We start from the raw sequence: 25,288 nt of genomic DNA, 5'->3' as shown, positions 1-25,288 counted from the left end.
GTTGGGGGCTGTCCCCCTGCGAGAGTAGGACGTTGCTAGGCGATTAAGGTACTGCTGATATAATCGGTAGTACCTTTTTTTATTTAAGCACTTGTACCGCTAGCTTTGACTATCATCACTCTTTCCGCTATCCCAACTAAAACTCCCTTCTTCCAAATTCAATCTTCATTTTTTCTTAATTTGATTTTCGACAGCTTGTTCGATTAAGTGACAAAATATTATAAAACGCTAAAATAAAGATTAGAAAAACCTCTATAGAATTCCGTTTTTTCTTGGTATCTTATCGTGCAATAAATAGTGATTTTATAAATCAAGAAATTCATTGGGATAAATCAATAAAGTATATCGAATTTTCAAAATATATTGACAATATTTCAATCGTCTACTATTATATATCTTTATAACGGTAATAATTATTATGTTATTACGAGTTAAAATGCAACGTAGAACAACAATTTTGAGTTTTAAGGAGATGGCTGAAAGGTACTTTATTTTAAAAGGGGTTGTATGAGCATTGAAAAGTTTAAGAGAACAGGCGTTAGATTTGCACAAAGAATTGAAGGGGAAATTAGATGTGCAAACGAAAATACAGGTGGAAACGATAGAAGATTTAAGTTTAGCATATTCACCTGGTGTAGCAGAGCCTTGCATTGAAATTAAGAATGATGCTAACTCTGTTTACGATTATACAATGAAAGGAAATCTAGTAGGCGTAGTAACAGATGGTACAGCAGTGCTTGGTTTGGGGGATATCGGGCCGGAAGCTGCATTACCTGTTATGGAGGGAAAAGCACTTCTTTTAAAACGTTTTGCCAATGTAGATGCCTTTCCTATTTGTTTGGATACAAAGGATCCAGAAGAAATTGTTCAAGTAGTAAAAGCAATCAGTCCAACATTTGGAGCGATTAACCTTGAGGACATTTCAGCACCACGCTGTTTTATTATTGAAGAAAGATTAAGAGAAGAATGTAATATCCCTGTTTTCCATGACGATCAACATGGTACGGCAATTGTAGTTGGTGCGGGGATATTGAACGCATTGAAAATTGTTAACAAGAACATAAAAGATGTACGAATTGTTATTAATGGAGCGGGCGCTGCAGGAATATCCGTTTTACGTTTGTTACGTGATTTAGGGTTTGAACATTTGATTGTTTGTGATTCTAATGGAATTATTCACAGGAATCGCGAGCATGGGATGAATTCGATGAAAGAGCGTATTGCAAAGTTCAGTAATTTAGATGGACTTGAAGGTAAACTGGAAGATGCATTAAAAGGTGCAGATATTTTTATCGGTGTATCAGCAGCAAATGTTTTGACTGAAGAAATGATACAATCCATGAAAGAAAACCCAATAGTGTTTGCATTAGCAAATCCAAATCCTGAAATTTCATATGAAAATGCAATTAAGTGGGGAGTACGAATAATTGCTACTGGGAGATCAGATTATCCAAATCAGATTAACAATATGCTGGCATTTCCAGGTATCTTTAGAGGTGCATTAGATGTTCGTGCATCTGATATCAATGAGGAGATGAAGCTTGCAGCAGTCAATGCAATTGCATCCATCATTACTGAAAAGGATTTAATTGAAGGGCGCATCGTCCCAGAAATCTTCGATATGAGAGTTACAGAAACGGTTGCAGAGGCAGTTAAATTAGCGGCTATTTCAACAGGAGTGGCGCGATTGAAGCAAGAAAAAGAAATTGAAATTTAAGTATAAATGCCATGTAGCGTAGTATGAAAACTACGCTTTTTTTATTGCCTTTTTTGAAGTTTCAACAATTACTTAAAGACATTCAGAAAATTTTATGTATACTTATTAAAAATACTTTTTGCTTTTTGTTATGGAGTCGGACTAGAATCTTTGTTGTGCTGTATGTTAGGATACAGGAATCTTGTTAGATAGAACTCAAATGGGCTAACCGTTATAATATAAACAGATTCAGATGAGGAAGTGAGAAAGTGTCAAAAAAACAAGTATGGTTTGAAGTTGACGAAACAGAAACAATTGACGCCTGTTTGGAAAGAATGAAGAAACAAGGGTATATGCCAGTAGGAAGAAAAGAGGAGCCTCTTTTTCAAATGGTGAACGGAAAACCTGTTCCTATTCGCCAAATTATTAAATTTAAAGGCATTTTAATCGAAAAATAAATCAAAAAATCAATAAAATACGAACAATGTTATATACTAAAATTTCAATGTTCGTATTTGCTATTGACTTAAATTCCTTCTCTTGATAAAATGTGAGAAGAAAAACATTGAATCCCCATATATGCTAGAGGATTGGCTCTAGTGTCTCTACCCGGCACCGTAAATGCTGGACTATGCGGGAAAGCGACTATAGGAATTGATAAGTAGGCTAAAAGTGTTTAGTTTAATACTTTCATAGCTGTGTGACTTATAAATCCTTAGATATCTGCTTTTCATGCATAGTAATACTATGGTGAATCGGGTATCTAAGGGTTTTTTAATTTTATTTTAATACATGATGTAAGAGAAGCTAAAGGCTTCAATGAGATGTAACAAAACAAATTTTCGATATCAATTTATAGAGGCGTAATTTATTAGGAGGCGTACATATATGAATCCGAGAGTTGGCGTCATCATGGGAAGTTCAAGTGATTGGGAAACGATGAAGTATACATGTGATATTTTGGACGAATTAAAAATCTCGTATGAAAAAAAGGTAGTTTCTGCTCATCGCACACCTGATTTAATGTTTGAATATGCTGTTGAAGCAAGAGGAAGAGGCTTACAAGTAATTATTGCTGGTGCTGGGGGAGCAGCTCATCTACCTGGTATGGTTGCTGCAAAAACTACGTTACCTGTTATCGGTGTGCCAGTACAGTCTAGGGCTTTGAATGGCCTTGATTCTTTGCTGTCAATAGTACAAATGCCAGGAGGCGTACCAGTAGCAACGGTGGCAATTGGGAAAGCAGGGGCAACAAACGCAGGATTATTAGCAGCTCAAATATTATCAACAACTGATTCTAATATTACTGAAAAAATCGAAGCAAGACGACAAATGATGAAAATGAAGGCTTTAGAAAGCACAGGTGAATTACAGTGATAAAAACGATTTTTCCTGGTCAAACAATCGGTATTATCGGTGGTGGCCAGCTTGGACGTATGATGGCACTAGCTGCAAAAGAAGCCGGTTTTAAAATTGCGGTCTTAGAGCCAACAATGGACTCACCATGTGGTCAAGTAGCTGATATTCGAATTGTAGCACCTTATAACGATAAAACAGCTCTTGAAGAATTGGCTGAAGTTAGTGATGTTATTACGTTTGAATTTGAAAATATCGATTATGAAGGTTTGAAAAGACTAACAGAAGTTGCTTATGTACCACAAGGTGCTGAGCTTATCAAAATTACACAGGATAGAATCCTAGAAAAGAAAGCAATTACTCAATCAGGGTGCCCTGTTGCGAATTACATAGCATGTCAGAATTTTAATGAGCTAGTACAGAATATAGAAAGTATAGGTTATCCTTGTATCGTCAAAACAGCACGAGGAGGATATGACGGAAAAGGGCAACAAACCGTTTACTCTTACGAGGATTTAGAACTTGTAGCACCGTTATTTGATCATTCTGCTTGCGTTGCTGAAGCCTTTGTACCTTTTTTAAAAGAAATTTCGGTCATTGTTCAACGAAATGTTCAAGGGGAAACCTATTGTTTGCCAATCGGTGAGAACATTCATGTTAACCATATACTTCATGAAACAATTGTACCCGCTAGAATCGAAAAAAAGACGGCAAAATTGGCAGTTGAAGCTGCAGAAAAGATTGCAGACAGCCTACAACTAGTTGGTACATTAGCTGTCGAAATGTTCGTGCTAGCAGATGGAACAGTTGTGATCAATGAATTGGCTCCACGGCCACATAATTCTGGGCATTATTCAATTGAAGCTTGTAATATTTCACAATTCCATCAACATATTCGTGCAGTATGTGGTTGGCCATTACGTAAGCCAAAATTATGGAGCCCTTCCGTTATGGTCAATATTCTGGGGCAACATGTGATGCCAGTGACGAATTCATTATCAAAATATCCGAATTGGTCTATTCACCTTTACGGAAAACAACAAGCAAAGAAGAATAGAAAGATGGGGCATGTTACAATTATGACGGATGATCTTGATCATACTATTAGAGAAATTAACGATTCTGCTATTTGGGCAGAATAGAAGGAGACAAACATGATAGCACGTTATACTCGTCCAGAGATGGGCGCAATTTGGACAGATGAAAACAGATATCAAGCATGGTTAGAAGTAGAGATTCTAGCTTGTGAAGCTTGGTCAGAATTAGGTGAAATTCCAAAAGAAGATGTTGCAAAAATTCGAGAAAATGCAACATTTAATATTGACCGTATTTTAGAAATTGAAAAACAAACTCGTCATGATGTTGTAGCATTTACACGTGCCGTTTCAGAATCACTTGGTGAAGAACGTAAATGGGTTCACTACGGTTTAACTTCTACAGACGTTGTAGATACAGCTCTTTCATATCAATTAAAACAAGCAAACGAAATCTTAAGAAAAGATATTCATAATTTTATCGACATTATTGCTGAAAAGGCAAAAGAACATAAATATACTGTCATGATGGGCCGTACTCATGGTGTACATGCTGAACCAACTACTTTTGGTTTAAAACTTGCTCTATGGTATGAAGAAATGAAACGTAACTTACAACGTTTTGAAGCAGCAGCTAAAACAATTGAAACAGGTAAAATTTCAGGTGCTGTTGGTACTTATGCCAATATTAATCCATTTGTAGAACAATATGTTTGTGAAAAATTAGGCCTTCAAGCTGCACCAATTTCAACGCAAACATTACAACGTGATCGTCACGCTGAATATATTGCAGCTCTTGCATTAATTGCTACATCAATTGAAAAATTTGCAACTGAAGTTCGTGGACTTCAAAAGTCAGAAACACGTGAAGTTGAAGAGTTCTTCGCAAAAGGTCAAAAGGGATCTTCTGCAATGCCACATAAACGTAATCCAATTGGTTCTGAAAATATGGTTGGTATGGCACGTGTAATCCGTGGCCACATGCTAACTGCATATGAAAATGTTTCTTTATGGCATGAACGTGATATTTCTCATTCATCTGCAGAACGTATCATCCTACCTGATACAACAATTGGTTTGAATTATATGTTAAACCGTTTTGGTAATATCGTGAAAAACTTAACTGTCTTCCCAGAGAATATGAAACGTAATATGGGACGTACTTTTGGTTTGATTTATTCACAACGTGTGTTACTTGCGTTGATCGACAAGGGTCTTGTACGTGAGGAAGCTTATGATACTGTTCAACCATTAACTGCAAAAGCATGGGATGAACAAATTCAATTCCGCGAACTTGTCGAAGCAGATGAGAAAATTACATCTTATCTATCTAAAGAAGAGATAGACGATTGTTTCGATTATCACTACCATTTGAAAAATGTAGACATGATTTTCGAACGTCTAGGCTTAAACTAAATAACTAACCTAACCGGGGGAATTTAAAGTGGAAAAAGGTCAACTTTTGTATGAAGGAAAAGCAAAAAAATTGTATGCAACAGAAGATGAAAACATTTTGTTTGTTGAATACAAAGATAGTGCTACAGCATTCAACGGTGAAAAGAAAGCAGAAATTGCAGGTAAAGGTGTTTTAAATAACAGCATTACATCATTGATCTTTGAAAAACTCAAAACAGCTGGTATTGATTCACACTTCGTTGAAAAAATTTCAGATAACGAACAACTTGTGAAGAAAGTCGATATTATTCCAATTGAATTGGTAGTACGTAATATCGCAGCTGGTAGCCTTGCAAAACGATTGGGGATTGAAGAAGGAACACCTCTAAAACGACCAATCGTAGAATTTTATTACAAAAATGATGACCTTGGAGACCCAATGATCTCGGAAGAACACATTGACGTAATGGGCATTGCTTCTAAAGAAGAAGTAAAGGCCCTTTACGACAATGGCTTAAAGATAAATGATATACTACGTCCATTTTTCTATGATATTAATGTTATTTTAGTAGATTTTAAACTAGAATTTGGTCGTGATGAAAATGGGCATGTATTATTAGCAGATGAAATTTCACCTGATACTTGTCGCCTTTGGGATGCAAAAACAAAGCAACATCTTGATAAAGATGTATTCCGTCGTAATCTTGGTGATTTAACTGAAGTGTATGAAATCATATTATCTCGTCTAGGAGGAGTAACTAAATGAAAAAAGTGAAAATCTATGTAACACTTCGCGAAAGTGTATTAGACCCACAAGGATCAGCAGTAAAAGGTTCATTACATACTATGGGCTATAGTGAAGTGGCAGATGTTCGCATTGGTAAATATTTAGAATTGCAAATCGATCCTTCAGAACGCGATATCGATGGCATTGTAAAAGAAATGAGTGAAAAGCTACTAGCAAATACAGTAATTGAAGATTACCGTTATGAAATCGAGGAGGCTAACTAACGATGAAATTCGCAGTACTCGTATTTCCGGGGTCCAACTGTGATTTAGATATGTATCACGCGATTAAAGATGAACTCGGTGAAGAAGTAGAATACGTATGGCACGATGCAACAGATTTAAGCGGGTATGACGGTATTTTATTGCCAGGAGGGTTCTCTTATGGAGATTATCTCCGCTGTGGTGCAATTGCTCGTTTTTCAAATGTAATGGCAGAAGTAGTAAAAGCAGCTGAAGCAGGTAAACCAGTACTTGGGGTATGCAACGGATTTCAGATTTTAACTGAAGTAGGGTTATTACCAGGAGCACTTTTACGAAACAAAAACCTTAAATTTATGTGTCGTAAAGTAAATTTAAAGGTAGCGAACAACAACACATTATTTACAAACCAATATGATCAAGACGAAGTTATTCAAATACCAATCGCTCACGGTGAAGGGAATTACTATTGTGATGGTGAAACCTTACAAAAACTAAAAGACAATAACCAAATCGTCTTTACGTATGAAGGTGAAAATCCTAATGGCAGTATTGAAAACATCGCTGGTGTTATCAATGAAAAAGGAAATGTTCTAGGTATGATGCCTCATCCAGAACGAGCAGTGAATGAATTAATAGGTGGCGCAGACGGGCTTGCCTTATTCAAATCAATTGTCAAACAGTGGAGGGAATCGTATGTCCAAGCTTGAACCAACAACAGAGCAAATTAAAGAGCAAAAATTATACGCACAGATGGGTTTATCAGACGAAGAATTTGCCTTAGTAGAAAACATTCTAGGACGCACACCAAACTGGACAGAAACGGGTCTATTCTCTGTTATGTGGTCTGAACATTGCTCTTATAAAAATTCCAAACCTGTTCTTCGTAAGTTTCCAACAAAAGGGCCTCGAGTATTACAAGGACCTGGGGAAGGTGCAGGAATTGTTGATATTGGTGATGAACAAGCGGTTGTTTTCAAAATGGAATCACACAATCATCCTTCTGCAATAGAGCCTTATCAAGGTGCTGCTACAGGTGTTGGCGGTATTATTCGTGATGTATTTTCAATGGGTGCAAGACCTATTGCGATGTTAAACTCCTTACGTTTTGGAGAGCTAGATGCCTCTAAACGAGTAAAATATTTATTTGAAGAAGTTGTGGCAGGGATTGCTGGGTACGGAAACTGTATCGGGATTCCAACAGTTGGCGGTGAAATTCAATTCGATCCTTGTTATGAAGGAAACCCATTAGTAAATGCTATGTGTGTTGGCTTAATCGACCATAAGGACATTCAAAAAGGGATTGCTTCCGGAGTAGGAAATACGGTGATGTATGTCGGGGCTAAAACAGGTAGAGATGGCATTCATGGTGCAACATTTGCATCGGAAGAATTAAGTGAATCTTCTGAAGAAAAACGCCCAGCTGTACAGGTAGGAGATCCATTTATGGAAAAATTGTTATTAGAAGCATGCCTAGAACTTGTAAACTATGAATGTCTTGTAGGAATTCAAGATATGGGTGCTGCAGGGCTTACATCTTCTTCAGCAGAGATGGCTTCTAAGGCAGGGTTTGGTATTGAGATGAATCTAGACTTAGTACCACAACGTGAAACAAACATGACTCCTTATGAAATGATGCTTTCTGAATCACAAGAGCGTATGTTAATCGTCGTGAAAAAAGGACATGAACAAGAAGTTATCGACCTATTTGTTAAATACGGTTTAGATGCTGTTGCAATTGGTCATGTCACAGAAGACAAAATGCTTCGCTTAATACATAAAGGTGAAGTTGTAGCGAATGTCCCTGCAGATGCATTGGCAGAGGATGCACCAGTTTACCATAAACCATCTGCAGAACCAGCTTATTTTGCAGAATTTAAGAAAATGAAAAATGAAGAACCGACTGTTGAAAATTATAAAGAAACATTATTAGCTCTTCTGAAACAAACAACTATTGCATCGAAAGAATGGGTTTACGATCAATATGATTACCAAGTACGTACATCGACTGTTGTTGCTCCTGGATCGGATGCAGCTGTACTACGTGTAAGAGGTACAATCAAAGGCCTTGCGATGACAACGGATTGTAACTCTCGTTATATCTATTTAGATCCTGAAGTAGGAGGCAAAATTGCAGTAGCTGAAGCAGCTCGTAATATTGTATGTTCAGGAGGAAAACCATTAGCCATTACAGATTGCTTAAATTTCGGTAATCCTGAAAAGCCTGAAATCTTCTGGCAAATTGAAAAATCAGCAGACGGTATTTCTGCAGCATGTGAAGCATTAGAATCACCAGTTATAGGTGGCAACGTGTCCCTTTATAACGAACGTAGTGGTGTTGCTATTTATCCTACTCCTACAATTGGTATGGTTGGTTTAGTAGAAGATTTAGCACATACAACTACACAAAAAGTAAAAGCAGCCGGAGACTTTATTTACCTGATTGGTGAAACTAAAACTGAATTTGGTGGCTCTGAACTTCAAAAGCTACTTAATGAGGGACAGATTTTCGGTCTAGCACCAGAAATTGATTTGGACGTAGAAGCAAAAAGACAAGAACAATTATTAAGTGCTATCCAACAAGGACTTGTTGAATCTGCTCATGACTTAGCAGAAGGTGGCCTTGCTGTTGCATTAGCAGAAACAACATTTGGAACTGAACTTGGTGCAGAAGTATATGTAAGTGGTTCTGCAGTTACTGCCTTGTTTAGTGAATCTCAATCTCGTTTCTTAGTTTCTGTAAAAGAAGATAATATAGAGGCCTTTAAAGCGACGGTCCAAGATGCTGTTATAATCGGCCGTGTACTGAACGAACAACAATTAATCATTCGTGATAAAGATGGCGAAGTCTTAATTGAAGGTTCTGTATCAGAATTCCAAGATGCTTGGAAAGGAGCTATCCCATGCTTGGTGAAATCAGAGGTTTAAACGAAGAATGCGGAGTATTTGGTATTTGGGGACATCCAAATCCTGCTCAAATCAGTTATTACGGTCTACATGCCCTTCAACATCGTGGTCAAGAGGGTGCAGGTATTGTTGTGACAGATGGCGAAAAGCTGCAAGCTGTAAAAGGAGAAGGCCTAGTCAACGAAGTGTTTACAGGGGATAAATTAGATCAGCTTGAAGGAAAAGCTGCAATTGCTCATGTACGTTATGCCACAGCTGGTGGTGGTGGTATTGAAAATGTTCAGCCACTACTTTTTCATTCATCTACAGGAAGTCTTTCTATTGCCCATAATGGTAATTTGGTGAATGCAAATCATTTAAAAAAACATTTAGAAAGACAGGGAAGTATATTCCAAACCACCTCTGATACGGAAGTATTAGCTCATTTATTGAAGCGAAGTGGGTTTGGCTCTATGAATGAACGGGCGAAAAATGCTCTAACGTTACTAAAAGGTGCTTATGCATTTTTAATCATGACAGAAGATGAAATGCTAGTTGCTTCAGATCCTCATGGATTGCGGCCTTTATCACTTGGAAAGCTAGATGATGCATGGGTAGTCGCTTCTGAAACATGTGCGTTTGACATTATTGGAGCGGAATTTATTCGTTCTGTTGAACCGGGTGAGCTAATAACAATCAATGATGAAGGATTGAAGTCAGAAAAATTTGCGTACCCTTCAGAACGTGCCATTTGTACAATGGAATACGTTTACTTCTCTCGACCAGATTCAGATATCGACGGTATTAACATCCATATGGCACGTAAACGTTTAGGAAAACAACTTGCAAAAGAGGCCAATATTGAAGCGGACGTTGTAACAGGAGTTCCTGACTCTAGTATTTCAGCAGCTATCGGTTTCTCAGAGGAAACGGGCATTCCGTATGAATTGGGATTGATCAAAAACCGCTATGTTGGTCGTACGTTTATCCAACCTTCTCAAGAAATGCGTGAAAAAGGCGTTAAGATGAAACTTTCACCAGTTCGTCAAGTGGTCCAAGGTAAGAGGGTAGTGATGGTAGACGACTCGATTGTGCGTGGTACGACTTCAAGACGAATTGTGAATATGTTAAAAGAAGCTGGAGCCAAAGAGGTACACGTTGTTATTAGTTCACCACCTATGACTAATCCTTGTTATTACGGAATTGATACTTCTACACATGAAGAACTAATTGCATCAAATCATAGTGTTGAAGAGATTCGTGAAGCAATTGGAGCCGATTCATTGACTTATTTATCAGTAGAAGGAATGGTCGATGCGATTGGTAGAACGGATGAAGGTCAAAATTGCGGACATTGTCTAGCTTGTTTTACAGGAAAATATCCTACAGAGATTTTCCCAGATACAATCTTGCCACACGAAAAAGAATTGGTACATTAATCAAAGGAGGAAGGCATCATGTCAAAAGCATATGAACAAGCAGGTGTGAATATCGAAGCAGGTTATGAAGCTGTGCAACGTATGAAATCACACGTAGAACGTACAGCACGTAAGGGTATTTTAGGTACATTTGGCGGCTTCGGTGGCATGTTTGATTTGTCTGAATTGAACTTGAAAGAACCAGTTCTTATTTCGGGGACAGATGGTGTGGGAACAAAACTAAAACTAGCTTTTATGATGGATCAACATGACACGATAGGTATTGACTGTGTAGCCATGTGCGTTAATGATATTGTAGCGCAAGGTGCAGAGCCATTGTATTTCTTAGACTATGTAGCTGTTGGTAAAGCTGATCCAGTGAAAATTGAAAGCATAGTAAAAGGTGTAGCAGATGGTTGTGTACAATCTGGGGCTGCATTAATCGGTGGAGAAACAGCAGAGATGCCAGGACTTTATGATATTCATGAATATGATTTAGCAGGTTTTGCAGTAGGGGCTGCTGAAAAAGCGAATATTGTAACAGGTGAAAAGATTACAGAAGGTGACGTGTTAGTAGGACTTGCTTCAAGTGGAGTTCATTCTAATGGGTATTCACTAGTGCGTAAAATTGTGTTTGGTGATGCTGGTTTAACACCAGATACTGTTGTTGAAGGCTTTGAGAAACTAGGCCCAATTGGTGAAGCATTACTAACACCAACCAAAATCTATGCTAAGCCTGTTCTGCAAATGTTAAAAGAGTGTGATATTCATGGTATGGCACATATAACAGGAGGAGGTTTCTATGAGAATCTCCCACGTATGATGACAGAAGGACTTGCAACTGCTATTGACTTAGGTTCATGGCCTGTGTTACCAATCTTTCAATATCTAAAACTACAAGGCAATTTACAACAACGTGATTTATATAATGTTTTCAATATGGGGATTGGTTTTGTATTAGCAGTACCTACAGCAGAGGCTGAGCGCGTCATTGCAATTGCACAAGAGCATGGTGAAAAAGCTTATACAATCGGTCGTGTCGTTGAAGGAAAAGGGGTTATTTTCAACGGTGAACATGATGGGAGTTTAGTATAATGGAAAAAAAGGCATCTATTGCAGTATTTGCTTCAGGTAGTGGTTCTAATTTTCAAGCAATTCAAGAAAATATTGAAAATGGACAATTACAAGCAACAATCGAATTAGTAGTAACGGATCATCCAGATGCTTATGTTACAACACGCGCAAAAGAAAAAGGTATTCCGGTATTAGCATTAAACCTAAAAAATTTCGAAACAAAAGAAGATTATGAAAAGAAAATCTTAAAGGTGTTACAAGAGTTAAAAGTAGAATGGTTGGTTCTTGCAGGGTATATGCGTTTGGTTGGAAAGACATTGTTATCCGCTTTTCCATCCAGAATAGTTAATATACATCCATCACTGTTACCGTCTTTTCCTGGAAAAGATGCCATTGGTCAAGCGATAAATCACGGTGTAAAAGTAACAGGCGTTACAGTCCACTTTGTAGATGAAGGTATGGACACAGGTAAGATTATTATGCAAAGAGCCGTTAATGTCATCGACTGTGATCTAGTAAAAACAGAAAAAGCGATTCATGAAGTAGAACACGAGATTTACTCAGCTGCATTGCAATTGTTATTAAAATAATAAGGCTATTATAGTCGAAATCTACATACCAGCATATTGTTGGCTAAACTCAAGGAGGAAATTGTTGTGTCAAAACGTGCGTTAATTAGTGTCTCTGATAAATCAGGTATCTTAGAATTTGCAAAAGAATTAGAGGCTTTAGACTATGAAATCTTATCGACTGGTGGAACTAAAAAACACTTACAAGAAAACGGAGTAAAAGTTACATCTGTAGATGAAGTAACAAAATTCCCAGAAATCTTAGGTGGACGTGTCAAAACGTTAAATCCTATGATTCATGGTGGACTTCTTGCAAAATATGACGATCTAGAACACCAAGCTCAAATGCAAGAGCATGGTATCGAACCAATCGAAATTGTATGTGTAAACCTATATCCATTTGTTGAAACCATTTCAAAACCAAATGTCGAATTTGCAGATGCAATTGAAAATATTGATATTGGTGGTCCTACAATGCTACGTTCAGCTGCCAAAAACCAAAAGTACGTAACTGTAATTGTAGATGCTAATGATTATCCTAAAGTACTTGAAGAGTTGAAAGCAAATGGGGCAACAACACTTGAAACACGCCGTCATCTAGCAGCTAAAGTATTCCGCCATACAGCTGCATATGATTCATACATTTCAAATTACTTAACAGATTATTTAGGTGAAGAATTCCCTGAACAACTAACATTAACATACGAGCTAAAACAACCACTTCGCTATGGCGAAAATCCTCACCAAAAAGCAGCATTTTATCAAAAACGTCTTGGTTCAGATTTCTCCATTGCATATGCTGAACAACTGCATGGAAAAGAACTTTCTTATAACAATATTCAAGATGCAAATGCTGCACTTCAAATTATTAAAGAGTTCAAACAACCAGCTGCTGTCGCAGTAAAACATATGAATCCTTGTGGTGTTGGTATTGGTGAAACCATTGCACAAGCATTCAACGAAGCTTATGAGGCAGACTCAACATCTATATTCGGTGGAATCGTAGCACTTAACCGTGAAGTAGATGCAGAAACGGCTGAAAAACTTGCTAGTATCTTCTTAGAAATTATTATTGCACCAGGGTTCACAGAAGCAGCAATTGAAAAATTAACTGTTAAGAAAAATGTTCGCCTACTAAAAATCTCATTTGATCAACAAAAACGTGATCAATTCAATACAGTATCTGTTGAAGGTGGATTGCTTGTTCAAGAACCAGATCGTAAAGGATTTGATGATGCAGAAATTACAGTAACATCTGAACGTCAACCAACTGAACAAGAATGGGAAGCTTTAAAATTAGGTTGGTCTGTCGTAAAACATGTAAAATCTAACGCAATTGTGGTAACAGATGACAAAATGACTTTAGGAGTAGGCGCTGGACAAATGAACCGCGTAGGCTCAGCTAAAATTGCATTGGAACAAGCAGGTGAAAAAGCAAAAGGAGCAGCTTTAGCATCAGATGCTTTCTTCCCAATGCCTGATACAGTAGAAGAAGCAGCAAAGGCTGGTATTACAGCAATTATTCATCCGGGAGGATCAAAGCGCGATCAAGATTCAATCGATGTAGCAAACAAATACGGCATCGCTATGGTTACAACAGGAGTACGTCATTTTAAACACTAAACTATTAAGAATGACTATTTTTTAAGATTTTTAACAAATATTTCATAAAAAGAACACGCCAGAAATTTGAGCGTGTTTCTTTTACATAAGGGGGACTCTAGTTGAATATTTTAGTTATAGGCAGTGGAGGTCGAGAGCATGCGATTGCAAAACAATTTGCTCATTCTCCATCTGTTCAAAATGTATTTGTCGCACCAGGTAATGATGGGATGGTACATGATGCTACTTGTGTCAAAATTGCTTCCACCGATTTTGATGCATTGATTACTTTTGCAAAGAAAAATAGCATTGATTTGACTTTTGTGGGTCCTGAACAACCTTTAGCTGAAGGAATTGTTGATGCGTTTACTGCCGAAGGATTACTAATCTTTGGGCCGACTAAAGCTGCTGCTCGAATTGAAGGTAGTAAATCATTTGCAAAAGAAATAATGCAAAAATATAATATTCCAACTGCAGCTTATGCAACATTTACAGATGCAGAACAGGCAACTTTGTATATTCAAAAAATAGGGGCACCTATTGTAGTAAAAGCAGATGGTCTTGCTGCTGGTAAGGGCGTAATTGTAGCGATGACTGAACAAGAGGCAATTGAAGCTGTCCAAGATATGATTGGTAACCAACGGTTTGGAGAATCGTCTTCTCGTGTTGTGATTGAAGAATTTTTAGAGGGTGAAGAATTCTCATATATGTCATTTGTGCACAATGGCCAAATTTATCCAATGGTTATTGCACAAGATCATAAACGTGCATATGACGGTGATAAAGGTCCAAATACTGGGGGAATGGGTGCGTATTCACCAGTTCCACAAATTTCTGATGATGTAATTCAACGCGCTTATAGTGAAATTGTAGAACCTACGGTAAAAGCAATGACTGCAGAGGGAACGCCATTTACGGGAATCTTGTATGCCGGGCTAATTTTAACAGAGGAAGGCCCAAAAGTCATCGAGTTTAATGCACGTTTTGGGGATCCTGAAACACAAGTTGTGTTACCAAGAATGACTTCAGATTTTGGCGAATTTATGATGGCTTTAATGCATGAACAACCATTTGACCTAACATGGTCACAAGAGGCAATGTTGGGGGTAGTAATTGCTTCTGAAGGCTATCCTGGTGAAGTGATAAAGGGAAAACAACTTCCAAATTTAACAGAATTGTCACAAAACTTTTTCATCTTCCATGCAGGAACTAAAGGACAAGATGACCAATATATAGGGAATGGTGGTCGTGTATTACTAGTAGCAGCAAAAGCATCATCATTAAAAGAAGCTCAACAAATCGTTTATCAGGGATTAGCGAAGGAAGATTGGAATGGATTTTTCTATCGCAAAGATATTGGATGGAGAACCTTAAAAGAAGAAAGTGTTCGATAAGAATGTTATATAAAATGGGATATTGGAAAATGATATTTTAAAACATTAAACCAAATCCCGATGGAATATAGATACTCCTCGTCTCATACTTAAAAGAAAAGTTTAAAAAACTGCCCGAATTAACTTCGGGCAGTTCACTTTACGATTGTCCTGTCGTTCCTTTTGATTTGGATTGCTGGTTAGAATTAGGCTGCTGGTTTTGGTTTGATTTGTTTTGGCCGGAATTAGCCTGTTGATTTTGCTTGTTTTGTTGACCAGAGCTAGCTTGTTGGCTAGAATTTGTTTTCTGGCTAGAAGCAGAAGACTGTTGGGAGTTGTTTTGAGAATTAGCTTGCTGCTTGTTTTGTTGTTGGGAATTACCTGAAGTGTTTGACATAGCAGAGTTTGTTATGTCTTTTACAATTTGCGTAACACCAGACAATGGATTATTCCCAGAGGATGTTCCAGCTCCTCCCATTACAGCAGAAGCTACTGCACTAAGTGTAGAATCCATACCAGAACTAGAATTTGATCCAGAACCGGAACTAGAAGAATTAGAGCTAGATCCAAAACCAGAGCTTGAACCAGAATTAGAGCTTGAGCTTGAACCGGATTTAGAACTTGATCCAGAACCTGCACCTGCTACTGAAGCCATGCCAGAGAGTCCTGTCTGCATTTCGCTCAAAAGTGAAGAAATAGAATTATTTAATACAGCCTTTGTAGGGCAATATTTTGAAATACCTTCTGCCATTTTCATCGCTCCAAAAATGATTAGAGCTCTTCCCTTTAAACAATCAGGTTTACGTACAAGCTTGCTAATACCTAGAGCTGTACAAGTAGCACCACAAGCAAATCGAGTAAAAGCACCTTTTGCACTTAAGTTTTCTTCTAAAGCCATCTACTCAACCTCCAGTTTGTAAATAATATTAAAACTTACTTGTTTACTTGGCTTTCTCAAAGTGCTATGATACGATATAAAATATAATAAAAACATCTAAATAGAAATTTTCATTTATAAAATAATCGTGCCAAAAAAGCGCACACTTTTAAGAAAGGAGATGGATGAAATGATTGATCCAGCGTGGAAAATTGGAGAAATTAGACAGCAAATTGCTGTTATAGATGGTAAAATTGCACCCAGCATTGTGTTAACGAATGCACGTTATTTACATAGCATGTATAAACGATGGATGCAGGGAAATATTTGGATTTTAGAAGATCGCATAGTCTATGCAGGTCCTAAAATGCCAGCAAATACAAAAGGAACAGAAATCGTAAATGTGAAGGGACAAACAATTGTTCCAGGCTATATCGAACCACATGTACATCCATTTCAACTTTATAATCCCCAATCATTAGCGGATTATTCTGCTCAACTAGGAACAACTACATTCTTCTCAGACAACATGACATTCTTTTTAAAAATCAGCAACAAGAAAGCGTTTTCAATTTTAGACCAACTAAAACAATTACCATTTTCATATTATTGGTGGGCTCGATTCGATTCACAAACAGAATTACTTCATGAACATGACTTATTTACAACTACATCTATCCATGAATGGTTGGAACGTCGGGATGTGTTATTAGGAGGAGAGTTAACAGGCTGGCCAAGATTAATAGCTGGTGATGATCAGATGCTTTATTGGTTACAAGTGGCAAAGTCATATGGTAAGAAGATTGAAGGACATTTACCTGGAGCATCTTCTCGTACTTTAGCGCGTATGAAATTGTTTGGAACAGATGGGGATCATGAATCTATGACACTAGAAGAAGTAGAGAATAGAATACTTCATGGTTATGCTGTTACATTGAGACATTCTTCAATACGCCCTGATTTACCAAATCTTCTAAAAGAAATTTTAGATAAAGATTTAGATATTTTTGATCATTTGATGATGACAACAGATGGAGCAACTCCATCATTTTATGAAAACGGGCTAATGGATCAATGTATCCAAATCGCACTAGATGCGGGTGTTAATCCGATTGATGCGTATCAAATGGCAGCATATAATGTCGCTCGTTATTACAATATGACTGATCTTCATGGCTTTATAGCAACAGGCCGCTATGCAACATTGAATATATTACAAGATGAATATCATCCAGTACCTTTAAGTGTTTTATCAAAAGGCGTATGGCTAAAACGTGATGGTAAAAAGGTACAATCTTTGGATGGTACTGATTTTTCTGCATTAGGTTCTTTAGATATTGATTTTGATATTACAGAAGAAGACTGTCAGTTTTCAATGCCATTCGGAATAGAAATGGTAAATGATGTGATTACAAAACCGTACAAAGTATCTGTGCATACTAATGATGGACATTTAAGTGAAGAGCATGATGAATGTTATTTAATGTTGATCGATCGTCAAGGAAAATGGCGCGTTAATACATTGATTAAAGGTTTCGCAAATAAACTACAAGGCTTTGCATCTTCGTATTCTTGCACTGGGGATATCATATTAATAGGGAAAGATATTCAGGCAATGTTACAGGCATTCCGCGTGATGAAAGAGATGGATGGCGGAATTGTCATTGTTGAAAATGGTGAGGTCGTCGAACGCTTGCCGTTACCAATTGGTGGAGGACTTTCAGCTGAACCTCTAGAAAAGCTAATTGAGCAAGAAAAGGCACTAAAAGTTGCATTAGCAGAACGAGGATATCCACATGGAGATGCGATTTATACGTTACTATTTTTGCAATCTACACATTTACCATATATTCGAATTACACAAAGAGGCATTTTCGATGTGATGAAGAAAAAGGTCCTATTTCCGTCTGTAATGAGATAGTAGTGCTTTAAAGCATTAAATTGAAATTCACATCTACATGATGGTAAAATGTTTATGATAAGATATCGATGTTTAAGGGAAGCGGCGAACTTAAAAACATGCAACATTTGTGTATGTTTTGTCCATCATGGGATCAACTTAAACCTTCCAATCCTGGACTAAATCGCTAGGAACCCAAATAGGAAGGAGGAAATGGTAATGCAAATTGAGAAAATAAAAGGCCATCAAACAGACCAACTATTTAAAGCTGTATTAGAATTAAATAATATAGAAGAATGTTATAAGTTCTTTGACGATTTATGTACAATCAGTGAAATTCAATCATTAGCGCAACGTTTTGAAGTGGCGCATTTATTACGTTTGAAAAAAACTTATGAAACGATAAAAAAAGAAACAGGTGCATCTACTGCAACAATTTCTCGTGTACGCAGATGTTTTGATTATGGAAATGATACTTATGATGAGATGTTGGGACGTCTTTATCCAGACGAAAAGCCTTTCCAAGCTCCTAAATAAGACCAACTTTTGAATGTACGAACATAAGGATTAAGAAACTGAACAGATTCTGTTCAGTTTTTTCCGTTTTAAGATGATAAACTATTTCGCTAATAGTAGCTAAAGGGATGTTTTGTGTATACTGTTAAGAGACAGAAATATAGTTAGGTGGGGAATGTATGGAGATAAAAAATTGGCAGCATGTGTTCAAAGTAGATCCGGCAAAAGAAATATCAGATGAAGACCTTGAAGCATTGTGTGAATCAGGAACAGATGCCATTATAGTAGGAGGAACCGACGATGTAACAATTGATGGAGTTCTTGATTTATTAGCTCGTATTCGTCGTTTTACAGTTCCTGTGGCATTGGAAATTTCTAATTTAGAATCAGTTATACCAGGTTACGATTATTATTTAATCCCTACAGTATTAAATAGCGATGATACAACTTGGGTAAAAGATTTACATCACGAAGCTATTAAGGCATTTGGTGATGTAATGGTTTGGGATGAACTAATTGCAGAAGGATACTGCATTTTAAACAGTGATTGTAAGGCAGCTAAAGTGTCGAATGCAAAAACAGATTTAGATGTTGATGATGTGATTGCATATGCAAGATTGGCTGAAAAGTTCTTTAGACTACCGGCTTTTTATATGGAATATAGCGGCACATATGGTGACCCAGAATTAGTTAAAACGGTTAGTCAAGAACTTGAACAAACACAACTCATTTATGGTGGGGGCATTACTTCAATAGCTCAAGCTGAAGAGATGGCAGAACATGCAGATACAGTTGTTATTGGTAATGTCATTTATGACAATATTAAAACAGCCTTAAAAACAGTATTAGCAGTAAAATCAGTGAAAGAAAAATTATAATAGAGTATAATTAGAACAAATGTTTGTATAAGGTGGTGCGTTATGGAACAGCTTACGAAGAATTTATTAAAAGGTATGAACAAAGAACAAGAAGAAGCTGTCAAAACGACAGAAGGGCCACTACTTATAATGGCAGGTGCAGGCTCTGGTAAAACGCGTGTTTTAACACATCGAATCGCGTATTTAGTTATAGAAAAACAAGTATATCCTTCTAAAATCTTAGCTATTACATTTACGAACAAAGCAGCACGCGAAATGCGAGAACGAATCGATGGACTGCTAGGTAATGGTACAGGAGAACGCATGTGGGTTTCAACATTCCACTCTATGTGTGTAAGAATATTACGCCGTGATATTGATCGAATTGGTTTTAACAAAAACTTTTCGATTTTAGATACATCTGATCAGTTAACAGTCATTAAAAACGCTTTGAAAGAGTTGAATATTGATTCAAAACGTTTTGATCCACGTTCAATGTTAAATGCAATTAGTTCTGCAAAAAACGAATGCGTAGATGTTAAAACTTATCAACAACAAGTAAATGAGGCAAATCCATATGAACGTACGGTGGCACAAGTATATGAAAACTACCAAAAGCGTTTACGGAAAAACCAAAGCTTAGATTTTGATGATTTAATCATGCAAACAATTCGCTTATTTGAAGAAGTACCTGATGTTTTAGAATACTATCAAAATCGATTCCAATATATTCATGTTGATGAATACCAAGATACGAACCATTCACAATATCGTCTTGTGAAAATGTTGGCGAAAAAATTCGAAAATATTTGTGTAGTAGGGGATTCTGACCAATCAATTTATCGTTGGCGTGGTGCAGATATCCAAAATATATTATCTTTTGAAAAAGATTATCCGAAAGCAAAAGTTATCATGTTGGAACAAAATTATCGTTCAACTTCTCGCATCTTACAAGCAGCAAATGACGTCATAAAGAATAACGCTAGTCGTTACCCTAAAGAGCTTCGAACGGATAACGAAGAGGGCGATAAAATTTTTGTTTACCGTTCATATGATGAAAAGCAAGAGGCACAATATGTGGTGAAGACTATTCAAGAATTGATGGAGACAGAACATCGACAGTTGGATGATTTTGCTATTTTATATCGTACGAATGCTCAGTCACGTGTGATGGAAGAAATGCTAGTGAAATCGAATATGGGTTACACCATTGTTGGTGGAACAAAGTTCTATGACCGTAAGGAGATTAAAGATTTACTCGCATATCTACGGTTAATAGCCAATAATGATGATGATTTATCATTAGCACGTATTATCAATGAACCAAAACGAAGCATTGGTGCAACATCATTTGAACGTATGGCTCAGTATGCAATTGATCAGGATCGCTCGATCTTCGATGCATTAAATGAAGTAGACTTTATGGGGTTATCTGCAAGAGCAACAAATGCCGCAGCAGCCTTCCATACAATGATTTCTAACTTTACTAAAATGCAAGAGTATATGTCTGTTACAGAATTAGTAGAAGAAGTACTGGATAAAACCGGATATCGTACGATGTTAAAAAATGAAAAAACAATCGAAGCAGAAAGCCGACTAGAAAATATTGATGAATTCCTAACAGTTACAAAAGCATTTGAAGAACAAAGTGATGATAAATCATTAATAGCATTTTTGACAGACTTAGCATTAATAGCAGATATTGATACACTGGATAAAGAAGATGAATCCAAAGGTTCTATTGTCTTAATGACAATGCACTCTGCAAAAGGCTTAGAGTTCCCGGTTGTTTTTATCATCGGCATGGAAGAAAATATTTTTCCACACTCTCGTTCACTCCAAGATGAAGATGAAATGGAAGAAGAAAGACGTTTGTGTTATGTAGGAATTACGCGAGCAGAACAACGATTATATTTGACATGTGCTCAATCACGTACGATTTTTGGACGTAGTAGTTTTAATCGTCCATCAAGATTCTTACAAGAAATAGGCACAGAAATTTTAGAAGAAGTTTCTACAAATGAGCATTCTTCAAGGAATAATTACTTTAGTTCATCGAATCGTCGTACATCTGGATATGTTGCGCCGCAAACACATAAAACAGTTATTACGTCAACGTATAAACAAACAGGTGGCGATCAAATCGGTTGGAAGGCAGGAGACAAAGCTGCCCATAAAAAATGGGGGATTGGCACAGTGGTTGCTGTCAGAGGAGAGGGAGAAAATACCGAATTAGATATTGCTTTCCCAAGTCCAACTGGTATTAAACGATTATTAGCGAAATTCGCTCCAATCGAAAAAGTCTAAGCATAATGGAGGAAAACAAATGGATAGAATTCAATTGGAAAAGCGTGTAGCAGAGTTAAATAAGCTTCTTCATGAATATGGACATGCCTATTATGTATTAGATAATCCGGTTGTACCAGATGCAATATACGATCAACTTCTACATGAACTAATTGCTATTGAAAAGGAAAATCCGGATTTAATCTACCCTGATTCCCCTACACAACGAGTGGGCGGTGAAATCCTTTCTGGCTTCCAAAAGGTGACACATCAATATCCTATGTTGAGTTTAGGAAATACTTTCAATGAAGGCGATTTGAATGATTTTGATCGCCGAGTTAGATCAGTTATTGGTGATCACTTCTCTTATGTGTGTGAGTTAAAAATCGACGGCTTAGCTATTTCACTACGGTATGAAAATGGATTATTTGTTCAAGGCTCTACACGAGGAAATGGGACGATTGGCGAAGATATTACAGAAAATCTAAAAACAGTACACTCTGTACCATTACGTTTAACTGAGCCTGTCACGATTGAAGCACGTGGGGAATGTTATATGCCAAAACGTTCTTTCACCAATTTAAATAAGGCTCGTGCAGAAAACGGAGAAGAGCTATTTGCAAATCCACGAAATGCTGCAGCTGGATCTTTACGTCAACTAGATTCTAAAATTGCTGCAAGCAGGAACTTAGCGACGTTTATCTATGCGGTAGGTGGAAGTGGTGAAGCATATGGTTTAACAAGTCATAGTGAAGCTTTAGATTATATGGATCATTTAGGTTTCCAAACCAATCATGAACGTCGTAAGTGCGCAAATATAAAAGAAGTGATGGCTTATATCGATGAATGGACTGAAAAGCGACCAACATTACCGTATGAAATCGATGGTATTGTCATTAAAGTTGATCGCTATGCTCAACAAGCAGAACTGGGAAATACAGTGAAAGTCCCTCGATGGTCAATTGCTTATAAATTCCCGGCTGAAGAAGTTGTGACAAAGGTATTAGATATTGATCTAACAGTTGGACGTACTGGTGTTGTTACACCAACAGCTATTTTAGAACCTGTACAAGTTGCAGGAACTACTGTACAACGTGCCACACTGCACAATGAAGATATTATCCGTGAAAAAGATATCCGTATAGGGGACAAAGTCATTATTCGTAAGGCTGGAGATATTATTCCAGAAGTTGTGTCTGTATTATTCGACCAACGTAGTGACGATAGTGAACCGTTTGCCATGCCTACGCACTGTCCTGTATGTGAAAGCGAATTAGTTCGTATAGAAGGCGAAGTGGCATTACGTTGTGTTAATCCGCAATGTTTCGCTCAAATCTCAGAAGGAATGGCGCATTTTGTTTCCCGCAATGCGATGAATATTGATGGCTGTGGGGAAAAGGTTGTTGAACAATTATTAAAATCAGAACTTGTCAAAGACGTTTCTGATTTATATCACTTAAAGGTAGAAGAACTTGTTCAATTGGAGCGCATGGGTGAAAAATCAGCTACAAACTTAGTAAATGCCATTGAGGAATCTAAAAAGAACTCTTTGGAAAGATTATTATTCGGTTTAGGAATTCGCCATGTAGGAGCTAAGGCTGCAAAACTTATTGCTGAAGAGTTCGAAACGATAGATCGTTTAATGTCAGTAACAGAAGAAGAACTGATCAATGTATTTGAAATTGGTGAAAAAATGGCAGACTCCATTGTTTCCTATTTCGATAGTGAAGATGTGCAGGCATTAATAGCACGTTTACGTGAAGTTGGCGTAAATATGAAATACTTAGGCAAAAAAGTAAATGCAGAAGAAATCGTAAGTGCATTTGTAGGCAAAACAATTGTGTTAACTGGTAAATTAGAACAATTGACACGTGAAGAAGCAAAGGCGAAAATAGAAGAACTAGGTGGAAAGGTGACAGGTAGTGTAAGTAAAAAGACTGACCTTGTCATTGCCGGAGCAGAGGCAGGCTCAAAACTCACAAAGGCCGAACAACTTGGTATAGAAGTGTGGAATGAAGACCGCCTTATTGCAGAACTAACTGAGTAAAGGAGCTTTCAAGACTATGAACCGTCGCTTATTACCAGCAATGGTTGTAACAGCTATGCTAGCGGGCTGTAGTTTACCTTCTTTATCAAAAGATTCAACAGTCGTACAAACAAACCAATCCAAAAATAAAGAAGAAACAACAATTATTCCTAGTATGCAAATTGATGACCAATATTACCGTACACTTTTACCATATAAAGAAAGTGCAAGTAGAGGTTTGATTGTTTCAAACATTAATACAAAATATGATGTAAAAGAGGCCGAAAGCGGTCTATTACGTTTATCTCAACAAGCTTTTGATCCATCCAAATATTACTTCCAAGAAGGACAATATTTAGATAAGGATACAGTCACTTCGTGGTTATCGAGAAGTAACCAAGATCCTGCTGGGCTAAACCCAAGAACAACAAAAAATATGACACCAACAGAACGTGCAAAGAATGCACCAATCTATTTGGCTCATATCGTCGAACAAAATTATTTACAAGAAACAGGTAAAAACAAAGTCAAACTAGCAGGTATTTCAATCGGACTAGCTTTGAATTCTGTTTACTATTACCAAAAAGAACAGTACGGTGCCACTTATGAGGAAGATATTCCGCAATCTAAATTAGAAACTGAAGGTAAGAAAATAGCTAAACAAGTCGTGAAACGATTACGTCAAATCGATGGATTAGCTGAAGTACCGATTACAATTGGATTATTTAAACAACTAAGTCGTTCATCCATTGTACCAGGTACATACTTTGCTTATACTGACGTTGATCAGGGTAGTGCGACGATAAAAGATTGGAAAAATATAAATGAAAAATACGTACTTTTCCCAACAAGTGATACGAACAATCAATACCGTGATATAAACGAAAACTTCACTAATTTTAAACACGATATTGATAAGTATTTTTCTAATTATACTAATATCGTAGGAACAGGATTCTATCAAAATAATAAGATTCAAAAACTAAAAATCGAAATTCCTATTAAGTTTTATGGTACTTCTGAAATTATCGGTTTCACACAATATATGTCTGGTGAAGTAATGGATCAATTCCCTAAAGGTCTTCAAATAGAAGTAAACGTTACATCAGTGAATGGCCCAGAAGCATTAGTTGTAAAAGAAGCAAATTCAAATGAACCATATGTCCATATTTATAATAAATAGATAAAAAAGTTGGCTACCAAAGAATTATGATTGGTGGTCAACTTTTTATTTTTAATATGTGGCAGGAACTTGTTTATGTCGATAAATTGTATTTTTTTTAAAGTGCCAATTTTCTTATTAAAATTTAGATATAATGGAAATTAGGCAACATTTTCAATGTGAAGTATACCAAACCCTTTGGTTTCAAGTGTTCAAACGCGCTTTAGTTAGTAACAGTATCTTGCGCATTTCTTTAGAACAATGATATTATTAT

General features: G+C 37.0%; 21 protein-coding genes and 1 riboswitch. Of the genes, 20 read left to right on the top strand and 1 reads right to left on the bottom strand.

From position 1 onward, the window contains the following. The first annotated feature begins 514 nt into the window (after window positions 1-514). The 14 genes from Q0977_RS08385 (at window position 515) to purD (ending at window position 15,411) form a co-directional block, all read left to right on the top strand. Entirely contained in the window at window positions 515-1,717 is a 1,203-nt protein-coding gene (locus Q0977_RS08385; RefSeq protein WP_119414379.1) for an NADP-dependent malic enzyme, read from the top strand. A 248-nt stretch (window positions 1,718-1,965) separates the two neighbouring features. Continuing rightward, on the top strand, window positions 1,966-2,154 hold the full coding sequence (locus tag Q0977_RS08380; RefSeq protein WP_119414380.1) for an NETI motif-containing protein: 189 nt from the start codon (window positions 1,966-1,968) through the stop codon (window positions 2,152-2,154). A 95-nt stretch (window positions 2,155-2,249) separates the two neighbouring features. Then, a riboswitch (purine riboswitch) is annotated at window positions 2,250-2,348 on the top strand. Between the two features lie 236 nt (window positions 2,349-2,584). After that, the gene (purE, locus tag Q0977_RS08375) at window positions 2,585-3,073 is read left to right on the top strand and encodes a 5-(carboxyamino)imidazole ribonucleotide mutase (RefSeq protein WP_119414381.1); all 489 of its coding nucleotides are present in this window, start codon (window positions 2,585-2,587) and stop codon (window positions 3,071-3,073) included. Continuing rightward, window positions 3,070-4,194 carry a 5-(carboxyamino)imidazole ribonucleotide synthase gene (purK, locus tag Q0977_RS08370; RefSeq protein WP_299512493.1) on the top strand — a complete coding sequence of 375 codons (1,125 nt, stop codon included), beginning with the start codon at window positions 3,070-3,072 and terminating at the stop codon, window positions 4,192-4,194. Before purE ends, purK begins: the two co-directional genes overlap by 4 nt. A 12-nt stretch (window positions 4,195-4,206) precedes the next feature. Further along, a complete protein-coding gene (purB, locus tag Q0977_RS08365) occupies window positions 4,207-5,502 on the top strand; it encodes an adenylosuccinate lyase (RefSeq protein ID WP_119414383.1) in 1,296 nt (431 codons plus the stop codon). Between the two features lie 28 nt (window positions 5,503-5,530). Beyond that, window positions 5,531-6,247 carry a phosphoribosylaminoimidazolesuccinocarboxamide synthase gene (gene purC / locus Q0977_RS08360; protein ID WP_299512490.1) on the top strand — a complete coding sequence of 239 codons (717 nt, stop codon included), beginning with the start codon at window positions 5,531-5,533 and terminating at the stop codon, window positions 6,245-6,247. Next, on the top strand, window positions 6,244-6,492 hold the full coding sequence (purS, locus tag Q0977_RS08355) for a phosphoribosylformylglycinamidine synthase subunit PurS (RefSeq protein ID WP_119414385.1): 249 nt from the start codon (window positions 6,244-6,246) through the stop codon (window positions 6,490-6,492). Before purC ends, purS begins: the two co-directional genes overlap by 4 nt. Before the next feature lie 2 nt (window positions 6,493-6,494). After that, window positions 6,495-7,178 (top strand): phosphoribosylformylglycinamidine synthase subunit PurQ, encoded by a 684-nt coding sequence (purQ, locus tag Q0977_RS08350; RefSeq protein ID WP_119414386.1) that lies wholly within the window; start codon window positions 6,495-6,497, stop codon window positions 7,176-7,178. Beyond that, window positions 7,165-9,396 carry a phosphoribosylformylglycinamidine synthase subunit PurL gene (gene purL, locus Q0977_RS08345; protein WP_299512485.1) on the top strand — a complete coding sequence of 744 codons (2,232 nt, stop codon included), beginning with the start codon at window positions 7,165-7,167 and terminating at the stop codon, window positions 9,394-9,396. Before purQ ends, purL begins: the two co-directional genes overlap by 14 nt. Beyond that, the gene (gene purF / locus Q0977_RS08340) at window positions 9,372-10,793 is read left to right on the top strand and encodes an amidophosphoribosyltransferase (protein ID WP_299512482.1); all 1,422 of its coding nucleotides are present in this window, start codon (window positions 9,372-9,374) and stop codon (window positions 10,791-10,793) included. The genes purL and purF overlap by 25 nt, the downstream gene beginning before the upstream one ends. Window positions 10,794-10,811: 18 nt before the next feature. Beyond that, complete coding sequence (gene purM / locus Q0977_RS08335) at window positions 10,812-11,867, top strand: phosphoribosylformylglycinamidine cyclo-ligase (RefSeq protein ID WP_124218455.1); 1,056 nt, start codon at window positions 10,812-10,814, stop codon at window positions 11,865-11,867. Further along, window positions 11,867-12,436, top strand: a complete 570-nt coding sequence (purN, locus tag Q0977_RS08330; protein WP_299512475.1) for a phosphoribosylglycinamide formyltransferase — start codon at window positions 11,867-11,869, stop codon at window positions 12,434-12,436. The genes purM and purN overlap by 1 nt, the downstream gene beginning before the upstream one ends. 66 nt (window positions 12,437-12,502) lie before the next feature. Further along, on the top strand, window positions 12,503-14,038 hold the full coding sequence (gene purH, locus Q0977_RS08325) for a bifunctional phosphoribosylaminoimidazolecarboxamide formyltransferase/IMP cyclohydrolase (protein ID WP_124218453.1): 1,536 nt from the start codon (window positions 12,503-12,505) through the stop codon (window positions 14,036-14,038). A gap of 101 nt (window positions 14,039-14,139) precedes the next feature. Further along, a complete protein-coding gene (gene purD / locus Q0977_RS08320; protein WP_124218452.1) occupies window positions 14,140-15,411 on the top strand; it encodes a phosphoribosylamine--glycine ligase in 1,272 nt (423 codons plus the stop codon). Between the two features lie 139 nt (window positions 15,412-15,550). On the opposite strand, the gene Q0977_RS08315 is transcribed toward purD, so the two are convergent. Beyond that, window positions 15,551-16,288: a hypothetical protein gene (locus Q0977_RS08315; RefSeq protein WP_299512465.1), complete on the bottom strand. Its 738-nt coding sequence runs from the start codon at window positions 16,286-16,288 to the stop codon at window positions 15,551-15,553. 169 nt (window positions 16,289-16,457) lie between these two features. On the opposite strand from Q0977_RS08315, the gene Q0977_RS08310 reads away from it, so the two are divergent. The 6 genes from Q0977_RS08310 to Q0977_RS08285 all read left to right on the top strand — a co-directional run bounded on the left by Q0977_RS08310 (window position 16,458) and on the right by Q0977_RS08285 (window position 25,035). Then, window positions 16,458-18,188 carry an adenine deaminase C-terminal domain-containing protein gene (locus Q0977_RS08310; RefSeq protein WP_124218449.1) on the top strand — a complete coding sequence of 577 codons (1,731 nt, stop codon included), beginning with the start codon at window positions 16,458-16,460 and terminating at the stop codon, window positions 18,186-18,188. A 198-nt stretch (window positions 18,189-18,386) separates the two neighbouring features. After that, on the top strand, window positions 18,387-18,704 hold the full coding sequence (locus Q0977_RS08305) for a YerC/YecD family TrpR-related protein (protein ID WP_119414395.1): 318 nt from the start codon (window positions 18,387-18,389) through the stop codon (window positions 18,702-18,704). A 158-nt stretch (window positions 18,705-18,862) separates the two neighbouring features. Further along, window positions 18,863-19,561, top strand: a complete 699-nt coding sequence (locus tag Q0977_RS08300) for a heptaprenylglyceryl phosphate synthase (protein WP_119414396.1) — start codon at window positions 18,863-18,865, stop codon at window positions 19,559-19,561. Window positions 19,562-19,603: 42 nt separating this feature from the next. Further along, window positions 19,604-21,847 (top strand): DNA helicase PcrA, encoded by a 2,244-nt coding sequence (gene pcrA, locus Q0977_RS08295; RefSeq protein ID WP_299512456.1) that lies wholly within the window; start codon window positions 19,604-19,606, stop codon window positions 21,845-21,847. A gap of 19 nt (window positions 21,848-21,866) precedes the next feature. Beyond that, entirely contained in the window at window positions 21,867-23,873 is a 2,007-nt protein-coding gene (ligA, locus tag Q0977_RS08290; RefSeq protein WP_299512453.1) for an NAD-dependent DNA ligase LigA, read from the top strand. A gap of 16 nt (window positions 23,874-23,889) precedes the next feature. Continuing rightward, window positions 23,890-25,035, top strand: a complete 1,146-nt coding sequence (locus Q0977_RS08285; RefSeq protein ID WP_119414399.1) for a CamS family sex pheromone protein — start codon at window positions 23,890-23,892, stop codon at window positions 25,033-25,035. Window positions 25,036-25,288: the final 253 nt, after the last annotated feature.

The organism is uncultured Rummeliibacillus sp., assembly GCF_934216135.1.
In the GTDB taxonomy this organism is placed as follows: Bacteria; Bacillota; Bacilli; order Bacillales_A; family Planococcaceae; genus Rummeliibacillus.
Note: the sequence above shows the minus strand (reverse complement) of the source record. Positions and strands in the feature narration are given on the sequence as shown.